This is a genomic window from Streptomyces griseicoloratus, from assembly GCF_014534645.1.
In the GTDB taxonomy this organism is placed as follows: domain Bacteria; phylum Actinomycetota; class Actinomycetes; order Streptomycetales; family Streptomycetaceae; genus Streptomyces; species Streptomyces griseicoloratus.
The window spans coordinates 297,469-319,890 of record NZ_JACVQF010000235.1 but is presented as its reverse complement, the minus strand read 5'-3'; the positions used below and the strand labels follow the sequence as shown (position 1 = coordinate 319,890).

The following is a 22,422-nucleotide window of genomic DNA, read 5'->3' as shown; positions in this document are numbered from 1 at the left end:
TTCGGGGGTACGCCAGAGGGCGTGCGTCGGGCAGGGCGCCCGGTGACGCCGGTGAGCGTTCCGGGGCGCGGTTGGGAGTGCGGGCAGCTCGATGATCTGGTCGGCGCCGTGCGCGGGGGTGCGAGCCGGGCGCTGGTACTGCGGGGCGAGCCGGGGGCGGGCAAGACGACGCTGCTCGACTACTTGGTTGGGCGCGCCCGGGGCTTTCGTGTCGTCCGGGTCACCGGTGTTCAGTCCGAGATGGAGTTGGTGTTCGCGGGTCTGCACCAGTTGTGCAGGCCCATGATGCACGGGATCGCCGGCCTTCCGGCCGTTCAACGTGACGCGGTGAAGGGAGCATTGGGGCTGGGGTCCGAGCGGGCACCTGACGGCACTCTTGTCGCTCTGGGTGTCCTCGGCCTGTTCTCCGAAGTCGCCCGGGACCAGCCGTTGCTGTGCGTCGTGGATGACGCGCAGTGGCTCGACCGGGCGTCCATGCAGGTGCTGGCGTTCACCGCGCGACGCCTGCTCGCCGAATCGGTGGCTGTCGTCTTCGCGACCCGAGTGACGGGCGATGGGCTGCCCGGCACCTCCGAGCCTGCCGGACTGCCCGAGCTGCCGGTCGAAGGACTGCCGGATCACGATGCGCAGGTGCTGCTGCGTTCCGTGCTCCCCGGGCCCTGGGACACACGGGTGCTCGATCGTATCGTCGCCGAGGCCCGGGGCAATCCGCTGGCGTTGCTGGAACTGGCGAAGACCTCGACTCCGCTGGAACTGGCCGGCGGCTACGGCCTGCCGAGCGTGCGACCGGTCACGGACCGGATCAAGGCAACGTATGTGGCGAGGGTCGCGGGACTTCCACCACAGACGCGGCGGCTCCTGCTGGCGGCGGCAGCGGATCCGACCGGCGCGCCGGCTCTGCTGTGGCTGGTGGCGGAGCAGCTCGGGATCGGCATCGACGCCTCTGCCCCCGCCGTGGCGGCAGGCCTGCTCACGATCGACGATCGAGTCCGGTTCTTCCATCCGATGGTGCGGTCGGCGGTCTACTGGGCGGCGTCCGACGAAGAACGGCGCAGCACGCACCGTGCGCTCGCGAGAGCGACGGATGCGGCGGTGGATCCCGACCGCCGTGCCTGGCACGCGGCGCACGGTGCATCCAGCCCCAATGAGGTCGTCGCAGCCGAACTCGAACGTTCGGCCGAACGAGCCCGGAGGCGCGGCGGATGTGCCGCGGCAGCGGCTTTCATGGCACGGGCCGTGGAACTGACACCACAATCGGCCCACCGTCAGATGCGCGCGCTGGCCGCAGCACGAGCGGCACACGAAGCGGGACATCCCGAAACCACCTCGAAGCTGCTGTCCATCGCCGAAGCGGGGCCCCTCGACGAGCGCCTGCGCGGTGAGATCGATCTGATGCGCGCCCGGATCGCGTTCGCCAGGAACCGGGGCAGAGAGGCTCCCGTTCTGCTGCTCCGGGCCGCCGACCGGCTCGCTCGGCACGACGTGGCACTCGCCCGGGACACGTATCTGGAAGTCATCGACGCGACGATCTTCGCCGGCCCCCACGCCTACGGCCGCGAGCAATGTGAAGCGGCCAGGGCAGCACGCTGCACACCGACCCCGCCCACCCCCCGTCCGACCGATCTCCTGCTCGACGGGATGGCGCTGCGCATCACCGAAGGCCATGCTGCCGCCGTGCCCGGTCTGCGCCTGGCCCTGCGCGCCTTCCACGAGCCGAGCCACTGCCCGGAGGAAGGACTTCGCCGGCTGTGGCTGATCTGTCTGACCGCTGTTGGGCTGTGGGACCAGGAAACGCTGTCCCACCTGGCGGCACGGTACCTTCACTTCGTCAGGGAGGCCGGTCGGATCGCAACGCTTCCCTGGGCACTGACCATGCGCTGCGTGGTCCACGTACTCGACGGGGAATTGGCAGAGGCAGCCTCGCTGGCGGCGGAGGTGCAGACGGTCTCCGACGCGGTCGGAACGGCGGCTCCGCTCTACGCCGCGCTCTTCGTCGCTGCCTGGCGAGGCCACGAAGCCGAATGCGTGGATCTGAGCAAGCGCGCCGACGAGGGGGCCGCCCGTCGGGGCGAGGGACTCGGGCCCGTGGTCGGCGGGTGGGCGAGGGCCATGCTGTACAACAGCCTCGGCCGGTACGAGGAGGCCGCCGAGGCGGCGAGCACAGCCGGCAGGGAGTACCACCAACCGGAAATGGGCGTCCCCACCTGGTCTCTCGTCGAGTACATCGAGGCCACCGCCCGGGGCGGCGCACCCGGGCGTGCTCTTGACGCCCTGGAACGCCTCACCGAGGTGACTGGGCCGAGCGGCTCGGACTGGGCCTTGGGCATCGAGGCCCGCTGCCGTGCTCTCCTCGACGAAGGGGCAGAGGCCGAAAGCCAGTACCTGAAGGCGATCGACTGGCTCGGCCGTACCGGAATCCGCGGAGAGCTGGCCCGCGCCCACCTCCTCTACGGTGAGTGGCTGCGCCGCAAGCGACGCCGCCAGGCTGCCCGCGAACACCTGACCACCGCACATGAACTCTTCGTCCGCATGAGCATGGAGGGCTTCTCCCAGCGAGCCGCCCGCGAACTCGCCGCCACCGGTGAGAACGTTCGAAAACACGCGGACCAGACCGGGAACGAACTCACGGCCCAGGAGGCCCAGGTTGTCAGACTCGTTCGCGAAGGCCTGACCAACGCGGAAATCGCATCCCGGCTCTTCATCAGCCCGCGCACGGTCGAGTGGCATGTCAGCAAGGTCTTCGTGAAGCTCGGCGTCACTTCGCGCAAGCAGCTTCGCGCAAGGACCGGCCGCGGGACGGGGTGAGAGAGCGGATGCGGATGAAGTCGGTGATGCATACGGAGACTCCAGCAGTGGACGACGCGTCGGTGGCGCGGCGCTCAAGCGGATCGGCGTGCGGTTGCGACCTCCGCCGGCTGAGGAGCGAACGGGGCAGCGGTCACCGTGTCCCGATGGATGGGGGTACGCGTGCCCGTCAGTGGCCGGCCGGTGCCGCCGTACCGAGCGGCGACGAACTCCGCCGCGATCGACAGCGCGGTCTCTTCGGGCGTCCGCGCCCCCAGATCCAGACCGATCGGCGAGCGCAGCCGGTCCAGCTTGCGCTGCGGCACACCGGCCTCGCGCAGCCGTGTGACACGGTCCTCGTGAGTGCGGCGGGACCCCATCGCTCCGACGTAGGCGACCGGGAGCGTCAGCGCGTGTGCGAGCAGGGGTACGTCGAACTTGGCATCGTGCGTGAGCACGCACAGCACCGTTCGCTCGTCGACCTGGGTCGTCTCCAAGTAGCGGTGCGGCCAGTCAGTGATCACTTCGTCCGCCTCCGGGAAACGGGCCCTGGTGGCGAACACCGGCCGCGCGTCACACACGGTGACGTGGTAGCCGAGGAACCTGCCCAGCCGTACCAGCGCCGACGCGAAGTCGATCGCGCCGAAGACGATCAGGCGCGGTGGCGGGGCACTGGACTCGACCAGCAGGGTGATCGGCTCACCGCAGTAGGCTCCGTCTCCGTCTCCCCCCACCACGAGCATGCCGGTACGCCCCGCTTCGAGCATGGCCCGCACTTCCGCGGCCGCGATGCGGGTGAGCCGCACCTGGCTGCCCAGCGCCCCCTCGTACGTTCCGTCGGGTCGGACGACCAACGGCCGGCCCATCAGTTCGGCGGGGCCGCCGACGGTTCGGGCCAGCGCGATCGTCTCGCCCGAGCACACGGCGGACAGGGCGGAAGCGAGCACGTCCCGCGCCGGCTCGCCGCCACGCACCGGCGTGACCAGGACGTTGATGGTTCCGCCACAGGTCAGGCCTGCGGCGAATGCGGTCTCATCGCTGTATCCGAAGCGTTCCAGGACGCTGCGGCCGTCTTCCAGCGCCTGTCGGCAGAGCTCGTACACCGCCCCTTCGACACAGCCCCCGGAGACCGAGCCGACGGCCGTTCCCTCGTCGTTCACGGCCAGGGCCGCTCCGGGTTCGCGGGGTGCGCTGCCGCTGACCGAGACGATCGTGGCCACCGCGAAGTCGTGCCCTTGCCGGACCCAGCGGTCGAGGTCTCCGGCGATGTCCAACATCTGTTTCTCCTGTGGGCCGTCGGCGAAGCTGATCGGCACGTCGCCCTCCCCGCCGCGTGCTGCACCGGCGAGAAGGCGACGGCCAAGAGTTGCCCGGAGGGTCGCCGTTGCTCAGAGCATGAGCTGGTCGATGGTGAAGGGCAGGGAGCGGATGCGGCGTCCGGTGGCGTGGAAGACGGCGTTGCCGATGGCCGCGGCCATTCCGACGAGCCCGATCTCGCCGACTCCCTTGGTGCCGACGGCGGTGGCCCGGTCAGGGCCTCCGAGGAAGAGCACCTCCATGTCGGGCACGTCCGCGTTGACCGGCATCAGGTAGTCGCCGAAGGTGGCGTTGGCAATGCGCCCGGTGCCGGCGTCGGTGGCGGTCTCCTCGAACATCGCCTGGCTGATCCCGCCGACGGTGCCGCCGATGATCTGGCTGGCGGCCGTCTTCTCGTTGAGGATCCGCCCGCCGTCGATCGCCGAGACCACCCGGGCCACCCGCAACAGGCCCAGCTCAGGGTCGATGCGCACCTCGACGAACTTCGCTCCGAAGGCACCCGCGGGGGCCATCCCCAAGTCCTCGGACCGAGGGGGCGTGCTCCTGCCGTCCGCGCTCAGTTCCTCCAGGCCGTGGCGGGCCAGGATGTCCGCGTAGGACTCCCCCTGTGCCGGGTCGTCGACGCGGTGGATACGCCCGTCGCCGACCGTCACGTCGTCGAGCAGGCATCCGCGCAGCGGTGACCCGGCGTCGCCCGCCACCACGTCGAGGAACTCCTGCACCAGGCGACGGCAGGCGGTGTGCACGGCGTTGCCGAGGGCGCCGGTGAGTCCGGAGCCGCCGGCCTGCGGCGAGTAGGGCATGTCGGAGTCGCCGAGGTCGAAGCGCACCTGGCTGACGTCGAGGCCGAGCAGCTCGGCCGCGAGCTGGGTCATGACCGTGTAGGTACCGGTACCGATGTCGGTGGCGGCACTGCGCACATGCGCCGAGCCGTCGCGGCGCACGGAGGCGCGTGCCTGGCAGGGGACCTGGTAGAAGGGGTAGGAGACGCCGGCCAGTCCGTAGCCGATGAGCAGGCGACCGTCCCGCATCGAACCGGGTTCGGGGTTGCGCCGTGACCAGCCGAACCGCTCGGCGCCCTCGGTGTAGCACTCCCTCAGGGCCTTGCTGGACCAGGGAAGACCCGACAGCGGGTGCTCCTCCGCGTAGTTGCGCAGGCGGAATTCGAGGGGGTCCATGCCGACGGCGTGGGCCACGTCGTCGATGGCGCACTCCAGTGCGAAGTTGCCCTGGCCCTCGGCGGGCGCGCGCATGGAGCCCGGGCAGGGGATGTTCAGCCGCGCCTGCCGGTCCCGCGTCAGCACGTTGGGGCAGGCGTAAGCGACGGCCGAGCCGAACGACACCGGTTCGTAGTCGTCGTCCTCCATGGCCACCGACGAGATGCCGTGGTGCTCGATGGCCACGAGGTCGCCGGCGCGGGTGGCACCGATCTTGATCTGCTGGACGCTGTTGGGCCGGTGTCCCACCGAGGTGAACATCTCGGGCCGGGTGAGAACGAGCTTGACCGGGCGCTTGACCTGCCGGGCCGCCAGCACGGTGAGGATGACGTGGGACCACACCCTCAGACCGGCTCCGAAGCCGCCTCCGACGAACGGAGCCAGCACCCTGACGCCGCTCTCGGGCACCTTGAAGATGGCGGCCAGCGAGGTACGCACGTTGTGCGGCCACTGGGTGGAGTCGTGCACCGTGAGCGCGTCACCGTGCCACGCGGCGAGGGTGGCCATCAGGCCGAGCGGGTTGTTGGTGTTGTCGGGGGTGGTGTAGGTGTCCTCGACGATGACGTCCGCCTGGCCGAAGCCGGCGTCGATGTCGCCCCGGTCGGTGTCCAGCCCCCACGGGTTCTCGACGATCTGCGCGCGGGGGTCGTCGATGCCGAGCACGGCCTTCTCCGTCTCGTACTCGACACGGACCAGCCGTGCCGCGTGCCTGGCCTGCTCGGCGCTCTCGGCCACGACGACGGCGATGTGCTGTCCGTAGTGGAGGATCCGGTCGTCCTGCAGCGGGGCCGGAGGCGATCCGCCCAGGAGCGTCATCGGGCCCCGCTCCAGCTGGGGCGCGGTCAGATGCGTGATGACGGTCAGTACGCCCGGTGCCGCCTGCGCCTGGGACAGGTCGAAGCCGCGGATGCGTCCGGCGGCGACGGTGCTTCCCACCAGGGCGGCGTGGGCCATGCCGGGAATGGAGAAGTCGTTGGGGTAGTGAGCCGCGCCGGTCACTTTCAGCGGGGCGTCGACGCGGTCGATGCCCGCACCGACGGTCCTGCCGGTTTCGAGGGTCGTCATGACTGCGCTCCTGCAACGGTCTCAAGGGTGCGTACGAGGGTGCGCTTGGCCAGTTCCACCTTGAACGCCGTCCCCGGCAGGGGCCGGGCGCCTTGGAGGGCGGCCTCTGCCGCCGAGCGGAACGCCTCCGTATCCGCCCGGGAACCGCGCAGCACGTCCTCGGCGTCCCAGGCGCGCCAGGGCAGCGTGCCCACGCCGCCCAGCGCGACGCGTGCTTCTTGGATGAGGCCGTCCTCGGTCACGAGCGCCACGCCGGCCGAGACCAGGGCGAACTCGTAGGAGACGCGGTCACGGACCTTGATGTAGTGCGACCGCGCCGCTGCCGGCAGCAGGGGGATCTCGACCGCCGTGATCAGCTCGCCGTGCTCCAGGACGTTCTCGACGTTCGGTGTGTCGTCGGGCGGCAGGTAGAACTGCGTCAGCGGGATCGAGCGCCGGCCGTTCCCTCCCTGGGTGTGCACGACGGCGTCGAGGGCCGCGAACGGGACCGCGACGTCCGAGGCGTGCAGGGCGATGCAGTGGTCGCTGGTGCCCAGGATGGCGTGCATGCGGTGGATGCCGGTGATGGCGGCGCAACCGGATCCGGGGTTGCGCTTGTTGCAGGCCGGGACGGTGGGGTCGCGGAAGTAGCGGCACCGCGCTCGCTGGAGCAGGTTGCCGCCGATGGTGGCCATGTTCCGCAGCTGGGTCGACGCCCCCAGCAGCAGGGCCTCCCGTACGAACGGCAGGCGCTCGCGGACCACGGGATCCGCCGCGAGTTCCTCCATCGTCGTCAGCGCGCCCACTGTGATCGCCGTGTCGGTGTGGGTGATCCCCTTGAGCGGCAGACGCGTGATGTCGACGAGCCGCTCGGGGCTGAGCACGCCGTCCTTCATGAGGTCCAGCTGGGTCGTGCCCCCGGCGAGGAACGACGTGTGCGGGTCGGCGGTGACCACGGCCACCGCCTGGTCGGCGTCGTCGGCGAGGGTGTACTCGAAGGGGTGCATGATCAGCCCTCCCCGGCGACTTCGCGGATCGCCGCGCGGATGTTCGGATAGGCGCCGCAGCGGCAGATGTTGCCGCTCATGAACTCGCGGATGTCCTCGTCGGTCTCCGCTCGCCTCTCCTTGATCAAGCAGACGGCCGACATGATCTGGCCCGGTGTGCAGTAGCCGCACTGGAAGGCGTCGTGCTTCGCGAAGGCCGCCTGCATGGGGTGGAGCTCGCCGTCGGCGGACAGCCCCTCGATCGTGGTGATCTCCCGTCCCTGGTACTGGGCGGCCAGGCCCAGACACGACACCACTCGTTTGCCGTCGACCATGACCGTGCAGGCACCGCACGCACCCTGGTCGCACCCCTTCTTCGCGCCGGTGAGGCCCAGATGGTCCCGCAGCGCGTCGAGAAGGGTGACGCGCGCGTCGACCCGGAGGGAATAGGAGGTGCCGTTCACGTTGAGCGTGATGTCGACTCGCGGCGGCTCGGGGGGCGACTGGCCGGACAGGCGTGTCTCAGTCTCTGCGTGCTTCATGGCGCCTCGATTCTGAGTCCAGGAGACATCGTCCACGACGAGAAGAAGGCTTGGTTCTGGGACCGGCCGGGCTCTGAGCCGCCGTGCGCTGCTCGCGCCGTGCCGTTGCGGGCCGTGTGATCACAGTGCTCCGCAAGCAGGTGAAGGCGGCTGCCGGGGTCTCTTCCGTCGGCTGTGAGCATCGACGACAACCTTCGCTGGGAGCCAGTCGGACCCTGTGTCGTGGGGCGTGCACGACTATTCCCCAAGGTGAACCCGGTCGCACCCGGGGGAAACACTGGTGGAGTCCCTGGGGCACGTGAGCAGGCCGCGCCCAACGAACTGGCCACTTAGGAGAGCGAGACCAGACGGCTCGCCCGCAAGGGCACTCACCCCTAGCACTTACTAAATATTAGTGCCTTACCTGTCTTTTGCTCAGTGAGGCAGCGTGCCGGAGTGTGGACGCATGACCGACTACGGACGCCCCCTCTCCTTCGGACTGAGCCTGGATCCTGCGGCCGGGTCACTGGACCGAACCCGGCGCCTCGCGCGCCTGGCCGAGGCCCACGGCCTGGAACATCTCGCCGTCCAGGACCACCCCTACCAGCCCGGACATCTCGACAGCTGGACGCTGATCAGCCATCTGGCTGCCGCCACAGAGCGCATCTCGTTCTTCACCGACGTGGCGGACCTGCAGCTTCGTCCGCCCACGATGCTCGCCAAGGCCGCGGCATCGCTGAGCGTGCTCACCGACGGCCGGATTCATCTCGGTGTCGGAGGCGGTGCCTTCCCGGAGGCCATCGCCTCGATGGGCGGCCTGCCGCGGCGCGGCGAGCAGATGGTCGCCTTCACCGAGGAGTCCCTCGGAATCATGCGCCGGGCTCTGGCCGGAGGAACGGTACGGCTGCAGAGCCCTCATCACTCGGTGACCGGATACCGCGCCGGTCCCGTACCGCCCAAGCCCGTGGAACTCTGGCTCGGCGCCCAGAAGCGCAAAATGCTGACGGTGACGGGCCGGTCGGCCGACGGGTGGATCTCCCCGCTGAACATCTACGTCCCACCGCACGAGGTGCCTTCCCGCCAGGAGATCATCGACGCGGCGGCCACGGCCGCGGGACGCACCCCGGAGTCGATCCGCCGCATCTACAACGTGATCGGGGTCATCGGGTCCGCCCAGGGGGGCCAGGGCCTCGTCGGTGACGTGCGGCGCTGGGTGGACGCCCTGACCGAGTGGAGTGTGCTCCTCGGCTTCGACACCTTCGTGTTCTGGCCCGTCACGGACCCCGAGAACCAGCTCGCCCTGTTCGCCTCCGAAGTCGTCCCGGCTGTCCGGGAGGCCGTCGATGCCGCAAGGAACGGACGATGACCACGAGCCTCGGTGCAGCACCGGCCGCCCTCGCGGGCAAGATCGTCACGCCGGGCGATCGCCGCTACGCCCTGCTGCGCTCCACGTACACCACCACCGGCCGCCCGGCGGCAGTCGTCCTCGCCGAGTCCGCCGACGACGTCGTCGCGGCGCTGCGACTGGCCCGCGAGCAGCACCTCCCGCTCGCGGTCCGCAGCGGCGGACACGGCCTGTCCGGCAGTGCCACCAACAACGGCGGGCTCGTCATCGACCTGTCCGCGATGCGCCGTGTCGACGTCCTCGACCGTGCTGCGCGCCTGGTCCGGGTGGAGGCGGGCGCCCGCTGGGCCCAAGTGGCCCGGGCGCTCGCCCCGCACGGGCTGGCCATCAGCTCCGGTGACCACGGCAACGTGGGAGTCGGCGGCCTCGCCACGGCCGGCGGCATCGGCTGGCTCGTGCGGCACTACGGGCTCACCGTCGACCACGTCCGCGCGGTCGAGGTGGTCCTGCCGGACGGCACCCAGGTCCGCGCCGACCCGGCCACCGAACCCGATCTGCTGTGGGTGATGCGCGGCGCGGGGGCCGGCGCCGGCATCGCGGTGGCCTTCGAGATCGAGGCTGTCGAACTCTCCGACGTCGGCTTCGCACAGCTCGTCGCGCGCGTGGATCCGGCGGGCGAGACCCTGCGGCGCTGGGAGGCGGTCGTGGCCGAGGCACCACGCGAACTGTCGACGGCAGTCATGCTGTCGTCCAACGGTGCGGAGCCGCTCGCCTTCATCACCGCGGTCGTGGCCTCGGGCAACCCGTCCACCATCCAACGAGCCGTCCAGCCGCTCCTCGGCATCGGCGACGTGACCCTCCAGCAGGCCCACATCCTCTCCTACCCGGACCTGGTCTCCCCCGCCCACCTGCATCCCAACGTCGGACAGATGCCATCGCAGACGACGAACGGACTCATCACGGAAATGACCCCCGACGTCGCCCGTGCCCTGGTAGCAGCCTCGACCGGCTCCGCACCGGCCCTGGTCCAGATGCGCTCCCTCGGCGGCGCGGCGAACGACCCGGACCCGGCAGCCACCGCCTACGCCCATCGCCACCAGCAGACGCTGATCGTCGCCTCGACCTTCCCGCCGCACGGCCGACAGGCTCTCTCGGCCGCTTGGGAGGCCGTGGCTCCGTACACGGACGGGGCGTACGTGAACTTCGAGAGCAGACCCGACGAGTCCACCTTCGCGCGCGCCTACCCCGGACCCACCGGGGCCCGGGTCAGCGAGTTGTGGAAGCACTACGACCCCGACGGCCTCCTGCGCCATCCAGCAGGAGGCTGACCGGCTCCGGTCCGTCTGTCCGACAGGCCCGCTGCCGAAGCCGGCCACGGGCAGACGGCGAGCAGGCGGCTGCTCGGCTCCCCGTCCGAGACCGCGGGCCCCATGGCCACTTTTGGTATGGTGCTAACCTTTTACAAGTGACTACTCTCCAGTCCATACCGCTCGAGCGTCGCTCCATCCAAGACGACACCTGCCCGTCCTTCGAAGAGACCCTCGAACTGGTGGGACGCCGCTGGACGGGGTCGATCCTGACGGCCGCCCATCAGGGCGCGACACGGTTCGGCGAGTTCCGGGCCTCCATCGACGGCATCTCCGACCGGCTGCTCTCCCAGCGCCTGAAGGAACTCGAGACCGCCGGTCTCCTGGAGCGCAGCGTCATTCCCAGCACTCCCGTGCAGATCCGGTACCGGCTGTCCCCGGACGGTCTGGCCCTCGTGGAAGCGCTGCAGCCTCTGGCGCAGTGGACCCTGCGCCGCTCGGCACGAAGGAACGTGCAGCAGGATTCGCCGGCACGCACGCCGTGAGCCGGTGACGGTTCAGACGGTCGTCCGATCGGCCGGCCGGTCGGGGCGGCGGTAGCGGGTCAGCGCCCGGCGGCCGAGGATCACGGCGCCCAGGCCCAGCGGGATGGCCACGATGGCGCCGACGAGCCCGTTGCCGGTGCCGGGACCGCCGCTGGAGGTGGCCACGTGCAGCACCGCGAGGACCGTGCCGGCCATCCCCGCCGCGATGGCCGCCATCCCGCCGGTGCGCGCTTTGGCGATGCCTGTCCGGCGGCCGACGCGGGCCAGGGCCGACCAGCCGATGGCCAGCCCGAGCACCCCCACCCCGAGGGCGAGGTTGGCCCCGGTCCGCCCGTCGCCGATGATTCCGCCCTCGGCGGCCGCCATCAACGCTGCTGAAGCACTCATACCGCTCTCCTCCTTCTCCGTCGCCGATTTCGGGGTTCGATGTGCCTCCAGAGCATGCGCGCCGGTCCCCCCGCCGGTCGTCCAGCAGATGCGGGCACTTCCCGCTGCCGCCGCTGCGGCATCCGGATACTCCGGATGCCGCAGACCGCGCGTTGGTACCGCAGACGCGGTAGCCGGCCGCTCGTCCTCGAGCCGGATCCGCCCACGACCGCATCCCGCTACGGTGCACCCATGATCAAAGGACGGTTCGCTGTCCCGGCCGGAGTCACCGACTGGGTGATCGCCGTCGGCGTGGCGGCGCTGCTGCTGGGCACCGGGCTGTCCGGGCCCCATCCGGCCGGGGGCCGCGAACTGCTCGGCGCCACGCTGCTGGCGGCCGGCGGACTGGCACTGGCCGCCGGCCGCCGGGCACCGCTCGTGGTCCTGGCCGTCACCGGGCTGTTCGCAGCGGGCCATCAGGCGGCCGGATTCGAGGTGCTCGCCGTCTCCTACCTGGTCGCGGTCTACGGCGCGGTACGCGCCGGGCACCGCACCGTCGCGGTGGCGGCGTCCGTGGGCCTGCTGGTCGTGCTCCACCTCACCGCCCTGGTCTCCCAGGACGGACCCGCGCGCGAGGTCGTGGGGCAGGCCCGCAACACCCTGGAGATCGCCTGGCTGATCGCCGCGTTCGCCGCCGGGGAGGCGGTGCGGCAGGCCGAACGGCGGGCGGACGAGGCCGAGCGCACCCGCGAGGAGACCGCGCGGCACCGGGCCGACGAGGAGCGGCTGCGCATCGCGCGGGAGCTGCACGATTCACTGACCCACCAGATCTCGGTCATCAAGGTGCAGTCCGAGGTCGCCGTCCACGTGGCCCGGCGGCGGGGCGAGCAGGTGCCGGAGGCCCTGCTGGCGATCCAGGAGGCCGGCCGGGAGGCGAGCCGGGAGCTGCGCGCGACCCTGGAGGCGCTGCGCGACGACGACACCTCCCCGCCGCACGGACTCGACCACATCCCGGACCTGGTGGAACGGTTCCGGACGACCGGCCTCAGGACGACGCTGACGATCGAAGGACCTCCGCACGCCGTGCCGGCGGCAGTGGGCCGCACCGCCTACCGGATCGTTCAGGAATCGCTCACCAACGTCGCCCGGCACGCCGCCGCGACCACCGTCTCCGTCCTCATCGGCTACCGGCCGGACGCCCTCGCCATCCGCGTCGACGACGACGGAACGGCCACCCCGTACCCCTCGCCGACGCCCGGCCTCGGGCTGCTCGGCATGCGCGAACGCGTCACCGCCCTGGGTGGCCGGCTGAGCACCGAGCCGCGCAGCGCGGGAGGCTTCACCGTCCAGGCCGAACTCCCCACGAACGGAGCGTCGTGATCCGTGTCCTGCTGGTCGACGACCAGCCGCTCATCCGCAGCGGATTCCGCGCGCTGCTCGACCTCGAAGACGACATCGAGGTGGTGGCCGAGGCCGCCGACGGACAAGAGGGCCTGGCGCTGGTCAAGGAGCAGCTGCCCGACGTCGCGCTCATCGACATCCAGATGCCCGTCATGGACGGCATCGAGGCGACCCGGCGCATCGCCGCGGACCCGGCCCTGGCCTGCGTCCACGTCGTCATCCTGACCAACTACGGCATGGACGAGTACGTCCTGGACGCGCTGCGCGCCGGCGCCGCCGGCTTCCTGGTCAAGGACATCGTGCCGGAGGACCTCCTGCACGGCGTACGCGTCGCCGCCCGCGGCGACGCCCTGCTCGCGCCCGCGATCACCCGAAGGCTCATGGACCGGTACCTCACCCAGCCGCCTCCCACCCGCGCCGACCGCGGGCTGGAGGAGCTGACCGGCCGCGAACGCCAGGCGGTCGCCCTGGCCGCGCAGGGCTTGTCCAACGACGAGATCGCCGGCCGCCTGGTCATCAGCCCGTCGACCGCCAAGACCCACATCAATCGGGCCATGGCCAAGCTCAACGCCCGCGACCGCGCCCAACTCGTGGTTCTCGCCTACGAATCCGGCCTGGTGACCCCGCGCAACTCCTGACCCCACGCCGTTGACCGGCCGGGGCGCTACGGCTCCTCGCCGCCCGGGACCTCGCCGGCCTCCCGGCCTCTCCGACTTGTGCAGCGTGACCCCGCCCTGCCGGGCGGGGAGTCACGCGCCGGGACCGGACCGGTTACTCGAGATCGAGGACGGCCTTGCCGTGGAGGCGCCGGCCGAGCAGGGCCTCTACTGCCTCGGAATGGCGAGACCAGGGGCCGCGCCAGCTGATGCCCGGATCGAGGCGGCCTGCCGCGATCTCTCCGGCCAGCCAGGTCAGATCGGCGGAGAAGTCGGTGGTGGGGTCGCCGAAGAGAAAGAAGGTGCGGATCGACCGGTCGTGCCGCCCTCCGGTGCCCACCAGGTCATCGGGTGACAGCACCACGTCGGCCTCGGAGGAACGGCCCACGCTGTAGAGGACGCCGCCGGCCGACAGGGCGGCGAAGGCGTCGACGAGGTACTGTCCGCCGACGTTGTCGAGAACGGCGGACACGGGCTGCCGTACGGCGGCCGGCTCGGGGTGGACCTCGTGGGCGCCCAGGGCCCGCAGTCCGTCCGCCTGGGCGGGGTTCCGGCTGATGGCAACGACGTGCGCACCCGAGCGGGCGGCGAGCTGGACGGCGTAGCGGCCGACGCCGCCGGAAGCACCCGTGACCATCACGCGGCGACCGAGCAGCGATCCCATCCGGCGCAGCACGTGCAGGGCGCTCAGTCCGGCGACGGGGATGGTGCTCAGTGCGCCGGGGTCGGCGTCCTTCGGTGCGGTGCCGAGCCGGGCGGCGGGTACGGCTCGCAGCTCGGCCCAGCCGGTCTCGCCGAGGGTGACGACCCTCTCTCCCTCCGCCGGGCCCGAGCCGTCGGCGGCCGCCTGGACGACCACGCCGGCCGCGTCCCAGCCGAGCACGGTGCCGTCGGGCATCTGCGGACGGGTGGCTTCATGGACCTCACCGAAGTTCAGCGACACCGCCTCGACGCGCACGAGCGCCTCGTGGGCGGCGGGCCGCGGTGCGGGGACGTCCGTCAGTGACAGGTGTCCGGGTGAGGTGTGGTCGACGACGAGTGCGCGCACAGGAAGATCCCTTTCACGAAGTGCCACAGTGTGGCATTTGCTCTAGTAGAGCATATGCGCGGTCTCGGCGTGTGCTTGGTAAAGTGCTCGCGATGACCACCTCCGATCAGCCCGCCACCCTGCGCGAACGGAAGAAGCTGCGCACTCGCCAGGCATTGGCCGACACCGCTGTCACGCTCTTCGGCGAGCGCGGATTCGACAGCACTCCGCTGGACGCGCTGCTGGAGCAGGTGGAGGTGTCCCGGCGGACCTTCTTCCGCAACTTCCGCTCCAAGGAGGACGTGGCACTCACCGCCGTCAAGCAGCTCTGGGACGTCTACCTGGAAGTCCTGGACGGCACCAAGAAGTCCGGGCCACTGATCGATGTCTTCCTCGACGCCATGCTGACCACCCTGGAGCGCATGGACGAGGACTGGTACCGGCGCTTCCCGCTCACGCTGCGGCTGATCGCCGACTCGCCCGCACTCGACGGGTACACGCTGCGGCACTGCGCCGAAGTCCAGGCCGAGATCGCTCGCAGACTCGACGGACAGAACCGTCTCGAGCTGCGGCTCCTCATCGAGTTCTTCGTGGCAACCTGGCGCTGCGCCCTGGACGAATGGCTGCCCGACTGCGTACCGGGCGAACTGCCCGCACTCTTGCGCCGGTCCTGCTCATCCATGAACTCCGCCCTCAGCCTGTCCTTCCCGGCCTGAGGTGGACCTCACGCTCGCGGCCGCGCACGGACTCGGCAACGGCGCGATGCACGACGCGGCTCGAAGAACGGAAGCACGGCGATCACCTGGCCATGCCGGCCGTCCGACCCCCTCACGAGCGACGCCGAAGGCGCCCTTGACGGGCTGGCGCGGCCCGCCGGCACCCGGCCCGATCCGCGAGATCCCGCGACGCGGATGAACGGGCTTCACCTGGCGTTCGACCGAGCTGGCTGATCGTTTCTGCGGTGACGCCGGTCGTCCACTGGGGTGGAGCCCCGAGTGTTGCCCCCGGGGTATGGCGCCTCACCCGCTATGCCTGTCTTCCACCGACAAGAGGAGGCACTCCCCGATGTCCGCACCGTCGACGATCGATCACCACGCCACCGGCTACAGCCTGAGCCACGCCTACTGGATGGCCCAGGCCGCCGACCTGGCATACAAGGACCAGGACACCATCGAGCGCAGTGCCAGGAAGTGGGGGTTCGACGAGGTGCGTCACCATCACACCCGGTTCACGCCGCCCTTCCCGCTGGAGGACACCCAGGCGTACACGATCGCCAGCGACCACATGATCATCACGGCCTTCCGCGGAACGGAGCCGAACCAGATCCTGGACTGGCTCTCCGACGCCACGACACCGCCATGGCCGGGGCCCGCCGAGACCGGCTTCATCCACTACGGCTTCGGCGAGGCCCTCGACTCCATCTTCCCCTCGGTCCGGGACGCCCTGACCCAACTCCGCCGCAACGGCCAGACTGTGTGGTTCACCGGCCACAGCCTCGGCGGTGCGCTCGCGATGCTGGCCGGCTGCCGGATGTATCTGGAGGAACCACGCCTCCAGGCGGACGGAATCTACACCTTCGGGCAGCCCCGCACCTGCGATCCGGACCTGGCCGACGCCTGCAACACCCACCTGAAGAACCGCGTGCACCGATTCGTCAACAACAACGACATCGTCCCCCAACTCCCGCCCCCGCCCTACACCCACGTCGAGACCCTGCGCTACATCGACTCCACCGGCAAGATCCGGTCGGCCATGCCGCTCCTCGGCGCCCTGACCGACCGAGCCCGCGGCCTGACCGCCGACATGCTCGCGCCCGGCAGTGACGGAGTGCGGGACCACCTCCTCAAGCAGTACATCGCCGCTCTGGAGAAGAACCTGGCCTCCCGATAGCGGGTCGCCCGTCCAGTGGCGACCCGCCGAACCAGACATCTGGGCTAGGGATGCATGACGATCTTTCCCACGTGGTCCCTGCGGGCCAGTTCTTCCTGTGCCTGAGCGGCCTGCTCCAGCGGGAACGTCGCGGCGACGACGGGCTGGACCTCGGCCAGACGAGCGAGGTCCATGAGGAGCCCGAAGTGTGCGGGCGTGTGCATCGCGGAGCCGATCACCTGCGCGTTGTGCAGGTAGAGGCGGCGCACGTCGAAGGTCACGGGGTACCCGCCGAGTGCGCCGGCGATGACCCAGCGGCCACCTTCGCGCAGCAGCGGCAGTCCCTCACTCACCAGGTCTCCGGCGATGACGTCGAGTGCGACGTCGATGCCCTCGGGGGCGGCGGTTCGGATCTGCCCGGCGACGTCTCGCGCGCGGTCGATGACCGCGTGCGCCCCCGCCTCGCGCACTGAATCCAGCTTGGATCCGCTGCTGATGGCGAGCACGCGCGCACCGCGCGCACGGGCGATCTGCACGGCAGCGAGGCCGACACCGCCGGAGGCTCCCGAGACCAGGACGGTCTCCCCCTCCCGCAGCCGGCCCCGCTCGATCATGCCCAGCGCCGTGCCGTAGGCGGTCGGCAGCGCCGCGAGCTGATCGTCCGTGAGCGGGGATTCCGTCACGTCATGGACGCGCTTCGCCGGCGCAGTGACGTACTCGGCATAGCCGCCGTCGCGTTCGCTCCCCATCAGGCCCACCGGGTTCGCGTCCGGTCCTTCGGCGTCGTAGATCGCCGGGTCGACGACCACCCGGCGGCCGATGAGGCTCTCGTCCACGCCGGCACCGACTGTCACGACCCGGCCGGCCACGTCGGCGCCCTGGATGCGCGGGAAGTCGATCGGGCCTCGCCAGCCCGACAGTGCCTCCGGGTCTTCCGAACGGCCGTAGGCGCCTTCCCGGGTCCAGAGGTCGGTGTTGTTCAGCGCGACCGCGCTGACCCGGACCAGCACCTCTCCCGCCCGCGGGGCGGGCACGGCCACCTCCGTCAGCTCAAGGACCTCCGGCCCTCCGTGCGCTGTGATCCGCACCGCGCGCATGGTCTCGGGCACACCCATCGCTCGAACCTCCTCCCGGGTACACTGATCTGTGAACTTCTGACCAAGGTACACCGATCGGTAAAGGCACGTCCAATGCAGGAAGCCCGGCGCATGACACCGGCCGGCCGCCGGATCGTGGCGGCTGCCGAGGAGCTGTTCTACAACCGCGGAATCACGGCGGTCGGCGTCGACCTGATCGCTGAGCGCTCAGGGGTGACCAAGCGGACCCTTTACAACCAGTTCGGTTCGAAAGACCATCTCGTGGCGACCTACCTCGCGGAACGTGACCGTCGCTGGCGGTCACTCGTCCGCGCCGCCGTCGAGGACTGTGACGACCCTGTCGAGGCCGTGACCGCGCCCTTCGACGCACTGCGGACCTGGAGCCGGACCAACACCCGAGGATGCGCTTTCATCAACGCGCTGGCCGAACTCCCGGACCCCTCGCACCCCGCACACCGCATCGCCGCGGAACAGAAGCTCTGGCTGCAGAGCCTGTTCAAGGAACTCGCCACCGCGGCGGGCTGCTCGGCACCCGACGCCCTCGCCGTCCAGCTCCTCGTACTGCACGAGGGAGCTCTCGCCACGCAGCCGCTCCCGCTCGACACCCTGTCGGACAGCACCGACCTGGCGCGGGCCATCGTCCGAGCCGGCGCACCGCCTCACTGGTGAACGGCGGAACACACGCAACGCCTCTTCCGCAACGCCGCACTGTCGCGGCCACGCGGGGGCCGGTGCAGCCTGTGGCACGGCCCGGTGAGGGTCCTACAGGCTTGTGAAGACCTGGGGTGACAAGTTTTTGATCATGGTGTTGGTCCAGCGCATCTGCCGCAGTGTCTGTGGGTGGCAGGAGGAGGCGAGGGTGAGGAGCCGGGTGTCCTTCGAAGCCTGCGCGGTCTGGGCGAGCATTTCCCAGTGCAGCGAGTTGTGCGTTGCGGCCAGGTGCACTTCCCGCAGGTCGCGCAGGAGCAGCAGGCCGGGTTCGGGGCGGTGGCCCATCACGTCGGACGCCTTCTTCCTGAGCGTTGCCAGCAGGCCGTCGGAGGAGTCGTCGGGTGGGCCGCCGAGGTCCAGGTCGTAGTGGGCCGCTGCGTCGGCCAGGCGCTGGACGTGTTCTCGGGACCATGCGGCGACGTCGGTGGCGACATGGTGGATCTCGTGTTCGGTGCGGTGGCGCTCCGACAGGCTCATGAGCTCACCGATGAGGTTGCGTTCACCGTGATGGAGGATGCGCAGGGCGATTTTGATGCCGTTCACCGGTGGTTTCCCTCCCGGCCCCAGGCGGTGCCCGGGGTTTGTGACACGTGTGCCGTCCGCCCGCCGGTGGTGGCGGCCGGCACATCGTGGGTGGCCGCGGGAGCGGAGGCGGTGGTGGTGGGTGCCGGGGACGGCTTTCCGTCGCCGCGTTCGACGAGGGTGAGCGCGGCCGCCGCGGTTTTGAACAGCGGCTGCTTGGAGGCCGGGTCCCAGTCGGTGATCGTGGTCTCGTTGGCCGCCCGGCCCGGTGTGGCGGCGTCCGGGCCGAAGCCGGCGGGGGTGTCCCAGTAGCCGTAGTGGAACGGCACGAAGATCACCCCTGGCCGGAGATCGGTGACGCGTAGCCGCCCTTGCAGGGCGCCACGAGGAGTGCTCACTTTCACGAGGTCGCCTTCCGCCAGATCGAGTCGTGCCGCGTCACTGGCCGAGATCTCCACCCATACATCGGGCGCCGCCGCGTTCAACTGGGGTGCGCGGCCGGTCTTGGTGCGGGTGTGGAAGTGGTAGAGGGTGCGTCCGGTCGTCAGCTGGAAGGGGTACTCCCGGCTCGTCGCCTCATGCGGCGGCAGGAAGCCGGCGGCCTTGAGCATGGCCTTGCCGTCGGGGTTGAGGGAGCGGTACTCCACTGCGCTGTCGGCCGCTCCGGTCACGAGGTCCTTGCCGTAGTCCTGGCACGCGTCGGGGTGCGCCCAGCTGATGCCGTCGGTGTAGAGGCGCTCGGTGCCCTCGGGGGCCTGCTCGTTGACCGGCCATTGGATGCCGCCGGCGCCGCGCAGCATCGCGTACGTCAGTCCTGTGTAGTCGCACGGGCGGCCTGCGCTGCACCGTTTCCATGCCTCGAACGCCGATTCCGGATCGTGCCAGGTGATCAGCGGCCCGCCGTCCTTGTCACGGAAGTCCATGCGCGCTGCGTAGTCCAGGAAGATGTCGAGATCCGGTCTGGCTTCGCCCGGCGGCTCGACCGCCTTGTCCGTCAGATGCACCGTGCGGTCGGCGTTGGTGAACGTGCCGGTCTTCTCGCCCCAGGTCGCGGCGGGCAGCACCACGTCTGCGAGCTGTGCCGTCTCGGTCAGGAACAGGTCCTGGACCACCGTGAACAGCCGCTTCTGCGACAGCACCGAGCGGATGCGAGCGAGTTCGGGCAGGGACACCGCGGGGTTGGTGCCGCTGATCCACAGCATGCGGATCGAGCCCTGCTCGGCGTAGCGGAACATCTGCATCGCGTGGGTGGGCGGCGCATAGTGCGGGATGGTGGCGGCTTCGACGTTCCAGACTCTGGCCAGATCGGCCACGTGCGCGTCGTTCTGCCAGTTGCGGAAGCCCGGCAGATCCCCGTTGGCCCCGCATTCGCGGGTGTTCTGGGCGGTGGGCTGCCCGTTCATCTGCAGCACGCCGGCACCCGGCTTGCCCAGCATGCCCCGGATCAGATGAAGGTTGTTGACCTGGACGGCGGCTGCCGTGGCCTGGTGGGACTGATAGACACCCTGCAGGACCGTGGAGAGCAGCCGGTCAGCGGTGCCCAGTAGGTCGGCGGCCTCGGCGATCCGGGCGGCCGGGACGTCACAGATGTCCGCCGCCCACTCCGGTGTGCAGTCCTCGACCCGGGCAGCGAGCTCCTCGAAGCCGACCGTGTGCGCCTGGATGTACGCCCGGTCGATGCGGCCGTGACGGATCGTCTCGTGCAGCAGGGCGTTGAGCAGCGCCACGTTCGTGCCGACGCGTGGGGCGAGGTGCACGGTCGCTGCCCGGGCCACCTGGGTGGGCCTGGGGTCGACGCAGAGCAGGCGGGGCGGATCGGTGCCTTCCAGCCGGTCGAGGATGCGCATCCACTGCACCGGCTGCGTCTCCGCGAGGTTGTGGCCGAAGAGCGCGATGACGTCGGCGTGGTCGATGTCGTCGTAGCTGCCGGGCTGTCCGTCGCAGCCGAAGGTCTCCTTGAGCGCCTCGGCGGCGGTGGAGGTGCACAGTCGGGTGTTGCCGTCGAGGTGGTTCGTCCCGAGGCCGGCCCGGGCCAGGACCGCGAGGGTGTAGTACTCCTCGAGGAACAGTTGTCCGGTCGTGTAGAAGCCGATGGAGCCCGGGCCCCGTTCGCTGAGCAGTTCGCGCGAGCGGGACACGACGCGGTGCATCGCGGTCTCCCAGTCGGTCTCCACCAGCCGCCCGTCCTCACGGACCAGGGGACGGGTCAGCCTGTCGGATGAAGCGTTGGCCTGCCAGCCGAACAGGTCCTTGGGACCGAGCCTGCCGCGGTTGACCCGGTCGATCTCGCGTCCACGGACACCGACCATCCGGCCGTCGATGACCGCGATGTCCATGGCATCCCCGTCGGAATGCAAGATCGAAGCTGCCTGCACCCATTCCTGCACCATGTCGGGCCGAACGCCGTCCGTGAGGTAGGTGTCCACCCGCGCCGGCCACGGCTCATGACGGCCGTGCGGCACACGGCTGCCCCAGGGATCACCGATCCGGTCAACAGAAGACTCCACCGCCACCTCCGACCTTCAACCCGCGGACCGGTCATCGGTACCCTCCCCTTCCCGGTCCCTAACACGATCGGGACCGGAGGCCGATGTGTGCGGCACCAAAGGGTGAAGCCGGTCGCGCAGGCCGGCGACGGCTCGGCCGACGGCGGCGACGATGACGAAACGGGCCGACCAGGAGCCGGACGGCAGCGGCCCGTTCCGTCTTGTCGGTACGTACTGCTACAGCAGGTTGTAGATCTGGAAGCCGTGGCCGATCTTGACCGGCTTCTCGTACACGGCTTGGGCACTGCCCGTTCCCGAGTACCGGTACAGGTCACCGTCCGGCCTGCGCGCGATCAGGTCCGGCGTGCCGTCGGCGTCGAGGTCGCCGACCGAGAGCAGCCTGTCGTACACGTTCCAGCCGCCTCCGATCCTCGTACGGGACTCGAAGGGAGCCTTGTAGTCGCCGGTGCCCTTGTACAGCCACAGGACGCCGGACTTGTCCCGGGCCACGATGTCGGCCTTGCCGTCACCGGTCAGGTCACCCTGGCCGGCGAGCTGGGTGTACTGGCCCCAGCCTCCGCCGATACGCATGCGCGAGGTGAGCGTGCCGTCCGGGTAGGCGAGGTACCCCCACAGAACCCCGGCCTCGTCGAGGCCGATGAGGTCGGCCTCCTTGGCGCCGCCGAGGTTCCCGGGTGAGAGAATCGTGGGGTAGATGTTCCAGCCCTTGCCGACCTGCTTGCTGTGGTACACGAGGTCGTCGTCGATCCAGCTGTAGTCCAGGATCCCGTTCTTGTGGACGCTCCAAGTGCCGTCGCTCCACCCGTCCTTGTCGTTGTCGACATCGATCGAGTCGGCGAAGCCGTCGAAGCTGACCGCCACGTGCTCCCGGGGCTCGAAGCCGCCCTCGCGGTCCGTGAAGTACAGGTACAGCTCGCTGGTCTGCTTGTGAACGCCCTTCATCGCGAAGCTGGGCGTTTCCACCTCAGCGGCCGCGAGGGCGTTCGGCCCCGGGCTCTGGGCGTCCAGGGCCTGCTGCTCGGCCCCGGCCGCGGCACGCATCCGGTCGACCCCGGCCGGGTCGCCGGCGGCGAAGGCGGTACCGGCGGTGGCGGCCATCGCGGCCGTGACGGCAGTGGCGGCGAGCGCTCCCCGCAGCGCCCATCGACGTTGGTGGACGATCATGTGGATTCCCCCCTGCATTTCCTCAACGGCACATGT

At 70.3% G+C, this 22,422-nt stretch carries 19 protein-coding genes; 9 read left to right on the top strand and 10 right to left on the bottom strand.

What is annotated here, in order from left to right:
- Positions 1-51 precede the first annotated feature (51 nt).
- Complete coding sequence (locus tag H0H10_RS40850) at positions 52-2,805, top strand: helix-turn-helix transcriptional regulator (protein ID WP_188185606.1); 2,754 nt, start codon at positions 52-54, stop codon at positions 2,803-2,805.
- A gap of 74 nt (positions 2,806-2,879) precedes the next feature.
- Here H0H10_RS40850 and H0H10_RS37145 read toward each other — a convergent pair whose 3' ends face one another.
- The 4 genes from H0H10_RS37145 to H0H10_RS37130 form a co-directional block, all read right to left on the bottom strand.
- Positions 2,880-4,061, bottom strand: coding sequence for an XdhC family protein (locus tag H0H10_RS37145; RefSeq protein ID WP_188185605.1), 1,182 nt, complete (start codon positions 4,059-4,061; stop codon positions 2,880-2,882).
- A 111-nt stretch (positions 4,062-4,172) separates the two neighbouring features.
- Positions 4,173-6,383, bottom strand: coding sequence for a xanthine dehydrogenase family protein molybdopterin-binding subunit (locus H0H10_RS37140; protein ID WP_188185604.1), 2,211 nt, complete (start codon positions 6,381-6,383; stop codon positions 4,173-4,175).
- Positions 6,380-7,369 carry an FAD binding domain-containing protein gene (locus tag H0H10_RS37135; protein ID WP_188185603.1) on the bottom strand — a complete coding sequence of 330 codons (990 nt, stop codon included), beginning with the start codon at positions 7,367-7,369 and terminating at the stop codon, positions 6,380-6,382. The genes H0H10_RS37140 and H0H10_RS37135 overlap by 4 nt, the downstream gene beginning before the upstream one ends.
- A 2-nt stretch (positions 7,370-7,371) precedes the next feature.
- The gene (locus H0H10_RS37130) at positions 7,372-7,890 is read right to left on the bottom strand and encodes a (2Fe-2S)-binding protein (RefSeq protein WP_188185602.1); all 519 of its coding nucleotides are present in this window, start codon (positions 7,888-7,890) and stop codon (positions 7,372-7,374) included.
- A gap of 445 nt (positions 7,891-8,335) precedes the next feature.
- Here H0H10_RS37130 and H0H10_RS37125 point away from each other — a divergent pair, with 445 nt between their 5' ends.
- The 3 genes from H0H10_RS37125 to H0H10_RS37115 all read left to right on the top strand — a co-directional run bounded on the left by H0H10_RS37125 (position 8,336) and on the right by H0H10_RS37115 (position 11,066).
- Positions 8,336-9,235 carry an LLM class flavin-dependent oxidoreductase gene (locus tag H0H10_RS37125; protein ID WP_188185601.1) on the top strand — a complete coding sequence of 300 codons (900 nt, stop codon included), beginning with the start codon at positions 8,336-8,338 and terminating at the stop codon, positions 9,233-9,235.
- Entirely contained in the window at positions 9,232-10,542 is a 1,311-nt protein-coding gene (locus tag H0H10_RS37120) for an FAD-binding oxidoreductase (protein ID WP_188185600.1), read from the top strand. The genes H0H10_RS37125 and H0H10_RS37120 overlap by 4 nt, the downstream gene beginning before the upstream one ends.
- 137 nt (positions 10,543-10,679) lie before the next feature.
- Positions 10,680-11,066, top strand: a complete 387-nt coding sequence (locus H0H10_RS37115; RefSeq protein WP_309141988.1) for a winged helix-turn-helix transcriptional regulator — start codon at positions 10,680-10,682, stop codon at positions 11,064-11,066.
- 12 nt (positions 11,067-11,078) lie between these two features.
- Here the strand turns inward: H0H10_RS37115 and H0H10_RS37110 are convergent, their stop codons facing one another.
- Positions 11,079-11,453 (bottom strand): DUF6223 family protein, encoded by a 375-nt coding sequence (locus H0H10_RS37110; protein ID WP_188185599.1) that lies wholly within the window; start codon positions 11,451-11,453, stop codon positions 11,079-11,081.
- Between the two features lie 231 nt (positions 11,454-11,684).
- On the opposite strand from H0H10_RS37110, the gene H0H10_RS37105 reads away from it, so the two are divergent.
- A complete protein-coding gene (locus H0H10_RS37105) occupies positions 11,685-12,812 on the top strand; it encodes a sensor histidine kinase (protein ID WP_188185598.1) in 1,128 nt (375 codons plus the stop codon).
- Positions 12,809-13,471, top strand: coding sequence for a response regulator (locus H0H10_RS37100; RefSeq protein ID WP_188185597.1), 663 nt, complete (start codon positions 12,809-12,811; stop codon positions 13,469-13,471). Before H0H10_RS37105 ends, H0H10_RS37100 begins: the two co-directional genes overlap by 4 nt.
- 133 nt (positions 13,472-13,604) lie before the next feature.
- Here the strand turns inward: H0H10_RS37100 and H0H10_RS37095 are convergent, their stop codons facing one another.
- A complete protein-coding gene (locus H0H10_RS37095) occupies positions 13,605-14,537 on the bottom strand; it encodes a zinc-binding dehydrogenase (RefSeq protein WP_188185596.1) in 933 nt (310 codons plus the stop codon).
- Positions 14,538-14,629: 92 nt separating this feature from the next.
- Between H0H10_RS37095 and H0H10_RS37090 the strand changes: the two genes are divergently transcribed.
- Together H0H10_RS37090 and H0H10_RS37085 are read left to right on the top strand one after the other, a co-directional pair.
- Complete coding sequence (locus tag H0H10_RS37090; RefSeq protein WP_188185595.1) at positions 14,630-15,232, top strand: TetR/AcrR family transcriptional regulator; 603 nt, start codon at positions 14,630-14,632, stop codon at positions 15,230-15,232.
- Between the two features lie 349 nt (positions 15,233-15,581).
- On the top strand, positions 15,582-16,406 hold the full coding sequence (locus H0H10_RS37085) for a lipase family protein (RefSeq protein WP_188185594.1): 825 nt from the start codon (positions 15,582-15,584) through the stop codon (positions 16,404-16,406).
- Between the two features lie 44 nt (positions 16,407-16,450).
- On the opposite strand, the gene H0H10_RS37080 is transcribed toward H0H10_RS37085, so the two are convergent.
- Positions 16,451-17,500 carry a zinc-binding dehydrogenase gene (locus H0H10_RS37080; protein WP_188185593.1) on the bottom strand — a complete coding sequence of 350 codons (1,050 nt, stop codon included), beginning with the start codon at positions 17,498-17,500 and terminating at the stop codon, positions 16,451-16,453.
- 93 nt (positions 17,501-17,593) lie between these two features.
- On the opposite strand from H0H10_RS37080, the gene H0H10_RS37075 reads away from it, so the two are divergent.
- Positions 17,594-18,151, top strand: a complete 558-nt coding sequence (locus H0H10_RS37075) for a TetR/AcrR family transcriptional regulator (protein ID WP_223180969.1) — start codon at positions 17,594-17,596, stop codon at positions 18,149-18,151.
- Positions 18,152-18,244: 93 nt separating this feature from the next.
- On the opposite strand, the gene H0H10_RS37070 is transcribed toward H0H10_RS37075, so the two are convergent.
- From H0H10_RS37070 to H0H10_RS37060, 3 genes are all read right to left on the bottom strand, one after another.
- Complete coding sequence (locus tag H0H10_RS37070) at positions 18,245-18,736, bottom strand: hypothetical protein (RefSeq protein WP_188185591.1); 492 nt, start codon at positions 18,734-18,736, stop codon at positions 18,245-18,247.
- Positions 18,733-21,222 (bottom strand): molybdopterin oxidoreductase family protein, encoded by a 2,490-nt coding sequence (locus H0H10_RS37065; RefSeq protein WP_188185590.1) that lies wholly within the window; start codon positions 21,220-21,222, stop codon positions 18,733-18,735. Before H0H10_RS37065 ends, H0H10_RS37070 begins: the two co-directional genes overlap by 4 nt.
- A gap of 216 nt (positions 21,223-21,438) precedes the next feature.
- Entirely contained in the window at positions 21,439-22,386 is a 948-nt protein-coding gene (locus H0H10_RS37060) for an FG-GAP repeat domain-containing protein (protein WP_188185589.1), read from the bottom strand.
- Between the last annotated feature and the right edge of the window lie 36 nt (positions 22,387-22,422).

Bases quoted from the DNA above. Each gene is read 5' to 3' on its own strand.
- H0H10_RS37145 (WP_188185605.1), bottom strand. From the start codon at position 4,061: ATGTTGGACATCGCCGGAGACCTCGACCGCTGGGTCCGGCAAGGGCAC.
- H0H10_RS37140 (WP_188185604.1), bottom strand. From the start codon at position 6,383: ATGACGACCCTCGAAACCGGCAGGACCGTCGGTGCGGGCATCGACCGC.
- H0H10_RS37135 (WP_188185603.1), bottom strand. From the start codon at position 7,369: ATGCACCCCTTCGAGTACACCCTCGCCGACGACGCCGACCAGGCGGTG.
- H0H10_RS37130 (WP_188185602.1), bottom strand. From the start codon at position 7,890: ATGAAGCACGCAGAGACTGAGACACGCCTGTCCGGCCAGTCGCCCCCC.
- H0H10_RS37125 (WP_188185601.1), top strand. From the start codon at position 8,336: ATGACCGACTACGGACGCCCCCTCTCCTTCGGACTGAGCCTGGATCCT.
- H0H10_RS37120 (WP_188185600.1), top strand. From the start codon at position 9,232: ATGACCACGAGCCTCGGTGCAGCACCGGCCGCCCTCGCGGGCAAGATC.
- H0H10_RS37110 (WP_188185599.1), bottom strand. From the start codon at position 11,453: ATGAGTGCTTCAGCAGCGTTGATGGCGGCCGCCGAGGGCGGAATCATC.
- H0H10_RS37105 (WP_188185598.1), top strand. From the start codon at position 11,685: ATGATCAAAGGACGGTTCGCTGTCCCGGCCGGAGTCACCGACTGGGTG.
- H0H10_RS37090 (WP_188185595.1), top strand. From the start codon at position 14,630: ATGACCACCTCCGATCAGCCCGCCACCCTGCGCGAACGGAAGAAGCTG.
- H0H10_RS37085 (WP_188185594.1), top strand. From the start codon at position 15,582: ATGTCCGCACCGTCGACGATCGATCACCACGCCACCGGCTACAGCCTG.
- H0H10_RS37080 (WP_188185593.1), bottom strand. From the start codon at position 17,500: ATGGGTGTGCCCGAGACCATGCGCGCGGTGCGGATCACAGCGCACGGA.
- H0H10_RS37075 (WP_223180969.1), top strand. From the start codon at position 17,594: ATGACACCGGCCGGCCGCCGGATCGTGGCGGCTGCCGAGGAGCTGTTC.
- H0H10_RS37060 (WP_188185589.1), bottom strand. From the start codon at position 22,386: ATGATCGTCCACCAACGTCGATGGGCGCTGCGGGGAGCGCTCGCCGCC.